This is a genomic window from Vibrio ichthyoenteri ATCC 700023, from assembly GCF_000222605.1.
GTDB classification, from domain to species: Bacteria; Pseudomonadota; Gammaproteobacteria; order Enterobacterales; family Vibrionaceae; genus Vibrio; species Vibrio ichthyoenteri.
Genome location: NZ_AFWF01000097.1, coordinates 1 through 3,765, shown reverse-complemented (window position 1 = coordinate 3,765; position 3,765 = coordinate 1). Strand labels below are relative to the sequence as shown.

Below are 3,765 nucleotides of genomic sequence, written 5' to 3'. Positions count from 1 at the left end.
GCCCATTCCACTTTGTTGAATCGCCGGTAAACCGATTAACCTCTACCGCGACCGATCCGCATGCGAAAATACCGGAGTTCAAAGTGGCCGCGGTGCGCGTAGAAACGTTGCAGACAGAGATGGTTTAACTGGCCCCAAAGTATCCAATACCTTTAGTCACCAACAAAAGGCGAGAATATTAACGTAATTCTCGCCCTTTTCTTTATAAAACATCGCCTTGGACAATCCAATTAATCGTTCTGGTTGATATAATCCATTCATAACAACAAAAACCCAACCACCACTGCATTCAATGAAACACTCATGTCTATTTAAGTGGTTAAAATTATTTGCTACCGATTGCATGGAATGATTGATGACAACGCCTTATATACTGAATATCTCAAGTGAACCACATCGCCTTGAACTACAACTGCTTTCTCCTTTACCAAACGGACGTAATGAGTTGCATTGGCAACGTGATCTGGGTGAATTACAGCGTGAAAGTAATATCAGCCTAGCCGAATTTTATAACGATGATGAGTTTGTCGTCGCAACGACAACTGGACGGATTCATAAAGGTTCTATTCAGGGTGATTTGACTCTAGTGACCACTTTACCGGTAATGGGCATACACGGCGGCAAAGGTTGGCTAGATAAAACGAAACAAGAGTTCTGGTATGCCGCTGCAGCAAAAATAGATGATGAGCAGGGCGATCGATTGTATGGTTGGAACCTAAAAAATTGGCAACTTATTACGCAAGTTCAATTGCCAGAATACCTTGATATACAGCAACTGCATCGCCGTCGTGATGGCAGCTTTTTGTTCTATCAAAAATGCAGCGGCAAACTACACAAAAGAACCCAAGGATTTTGGGTTATTAACTCTGTCACTGGCGAGGCTAACCATCACCTCCTCGACTCTCTCCCTGCGGCGGGAATGTACCAAACTCGCAATATGCTTGCGCTCTGTCCTGAGCGCGATATTGCCCTGCTTCCTTTCTTCGACACACTGCCATGCAAAGAAAATAAGGGGGATCTCCAACTGGGTTTTCAGTTGCAACTGGTCGATTTAAACGACTTTAATACACTGTGGATTAAGACTGTTCGTTGGTTTGGCAATGACACTGAGCAGATACTGGATGATGAAGTACGTCAAACTCTCCAAGATTATTATGCTGACGAGGAAGTCGATGAAGATGACGTAGAGGATGCCCTTGAAGAATGGGTGGAAACGCTGAAAGGCATTCGCTTTAGTGATCAAGAGAATGCGTGCTGGTTGTGCTGGACTGATGGCACTTTACGTAAGCTTTATTTTAGTCATCGCCAACAAGATTATCAGTTGACCGGCATGTCTCCCCTAGTCATGCCGACGCAAGAAAGTGAGGAATCTGAACAACCAAATCCTCTCAATCAAGTGGCGTTTAACCAATATGATTATCACTTACAGCTGTTAAACCATCATCAATTGGCAGTCATCAACTGTGATATCAAGATTGTTGATATTGCTGAAGTTAAACCTAGCGATAACAAGCTGGCACAACAAACTGTCACCTATCAAAAAGCGAAACAAGCTGACGTAGAGATGAGTGATGCATTCAGAATGTCCTATACCCGTGATGGTATTAACGTCATTGAAATTGACTACCTCGCCTTGCCAGAGTGCGTGTTAGAGGGTCTCCAAGAAATGCGACAACGAACCGCTTGCTTAGAAGATCACGTCAAAGGTATTCGTCTTGAGTGGCTGATTGAAGATCAAGATGGTAGCCAGCGCTCAGAAGCTGATTTTTGCGCTATGGCGATAAAACTCTCAGGTGCGGCTAACATGATGGAGCAAATAGTTGAGAATTTCTGCGCTTATCCGTACGCATCCACATTAATAAGTAGTGAAAATAAAGCCGCGCTATCTGATATGGTTTTGAGTTTAGCGGCGCATAACATCCGCTATTTACCATTAGTGAACCGATATTTAAACATCATTGATGTTGCTCAGTTTGGCCGCTTCCATACTCAACATACACTTCCATTAATTGAACAGCTGTATGGGCATAGCCTACGACACAAGTTCAAATATCATAATTTTATCAAAAACTTACCTACCAACTTTCCTATTATCTAACCGATAAACAAGTAATCTGTAGGCCTAAAAGAACGCAACAAATGAATGCACTTAAGCAGTGCATTCATTTCAAGTTCAATTACATACGTTTGAGCATATTCAATGTAATCTTGGCTGAGTTATCGGCCGTCGCTTTTTTCAAATCGCTGTAAACCACTTCGGCTGAGCCATCCGCTTTATCGGAGATGGTACGAATGACCACATAAGGAACGTTAAACGCATCCGCCACCTGCCCCAACGCTGCGCCTTCCATCTCTACTGCCATGGCATTAAATTCTTTGTAGATACCGGTCACAACCTCTTTGTTAGCAATAAACTGGTCACCAGAAGCGATAATGCCTTGGTAAACACTCTCTTTGCCTAACACATCTACCGCTGCATCAAACGCATGTTTCTGTAGGTTTTTATCCGCGTAGAACAGACGGTCTTCATAATCTGGTAACTCGCCCTTAGGCTTGCCAAACATGGTTAAGTCTACATCGTGCTGCACAAGGCTAGTCGAAATCACCACATCAAGCGGATCAAGTTTTGGCTCGCTTGCGCCCGCAATCCCCGTGAAAATCAACTGCTCAACACCAAACGATTGAATAAGCAATGTGGTCGTCATCGCGGCATTCACTTTGCCCACGCCCGACTTTGTTACAATGACCTCTTTACCTTCGATTTCTCCGGTATAAAAAGTATGGCTACCAATCTGTTTTACTTGTTGATTTTCAATTTTTGGTAATAACGCTTCTACTTCTACATCCATCGCACCAACAATACCAATGGTTGATGCCGCTGAAGGCAATGCGTAAACAGCAAGCATTGCGGCCAATGATTTCTTAAACATACTGATCCTGAACATATAATACCCATCACCACACTGTGACGCGGCGCGGAGTATACCTTGGAAAACCGCAAAAGCAATCGTTTGCGCAAATAACCAGTCTCACTGAGTAAGAATTAATTACATATATCGCTCACCGACTTACATTGTCGGTCAAAATCAAACACAGCGAACTAAAATAAATCAAACCCACCATTCCTCATGATCAAAGTCTCAAACCCTACAAGCAATGCTGGAAAGCAGTATCGATATCCGCTAAATAAGCGATTAATTAAGCAATACGTAGAACACAGATTGCAATTAACTCATTGCTTTTAAACAATTACTTTCGAGATCTTATCGCAATCAAGTTATTGCCTACATCGCATCCAAGGATCTGCATGCATTTTTATCAAGCAATCATGACGACGGCCGCAGTGGCCAGTGTCTCTTTAACCAGCGTTAGCGCACAAGCCTCACAAAAGATCTCCTCTTTGATGATAGAAATTCGTCAACAAGATGGAATCAGCTTCTACTACAGTATCGCCAACGGCATGACACTAAACGGCGATATCACCATTGTTAGAGATAACCAAGGTTACACCGTAGGCCAATTTTCCCAAGGCGTGCCGAATGGCCTTTGGCAGGTATTTCTGCCAAATAACCAAAAACTGCTAGATGGGCAATATGTGCAAGGCCACCAAGATGGTCAATGGCAGTTGTTTGATAGCAGTGGCAACCTAAGTGAAAAGCAGCACTATCGTAACGGTGTACCGGATGGTTTGTGGGAGCAATACAATCACCAAGGAACAATCGATCAGACAACCCTCTATAAAAATGGGCAAAAGGAACAAGTATA

General features: G+C 43.2%; 3 protein-coding genes. 2 read left to right on the top strand and 1 reads right to left on the bottom strand.

Annotated features, from left to right (window positions below):
- The first annotated feature begins 355 nt into the window (after window positions 1-355).
- The gene (locus RH85_RS08570) at window positions 356-2,098 is read left to right on the top strand and encodes a hypothetical protein (protein ID WP_006711826.1); all 1,743 of its coding nucleotides are present in this window, start codon (window positions 356-358) and stop codon (window positions 2,096-2,098) included.
- Between the two features lie 79 nt (window positions 2,099-2,177).
- Here the strand turns inward: RH85_RS08570 and RH85_RS08565 are convergent, their stop codons facing one another.
- Window positions 2,178-2,930 carry a 5'-methylthioadenosine/adenosylhomocysteine nucleosidase gene (locus RH85_RS08565; RefSeq protein ID WP_006711825.1) on the bottom strand — a complete coding sequence of 251 codons (753 nt, stop codon included), beginning with the start codon at window positions 2,928-2,930 and terminating at the stop codon, window positions 2,178-2,180.
- Between the two features lie 377 nt (window positions 2,931-3,307).
- On the opposite strand from RH85_RS08565, the gene RH85_RS22050 reads away from it, so the two are divergent.
- Window positions 3,308-3,765 (top strand): toxin-antitoxin system YwqK family antitoxin (locus RH85_RS22050; RefSeq protein ID WP_006711824.1); only part of this gene is annotated, 458 nt, incomplete at its 3' end.

Coding starts and splice junctions, on each gene's coding strand:
- RH85_RS08570 (WP_006711826.1), top strand. CDS start 356: ATGACAACGCCTTATATACTGAATATCTCAAGTGAACCACATCGCCTT.
- RH85_RS08565 (WP_006711825.1), bottom strand. CDS start 2,930: ATGTTTAAGAAATCATTGGCCGCAATGCTTGCTGTTTACGCATTGCCT.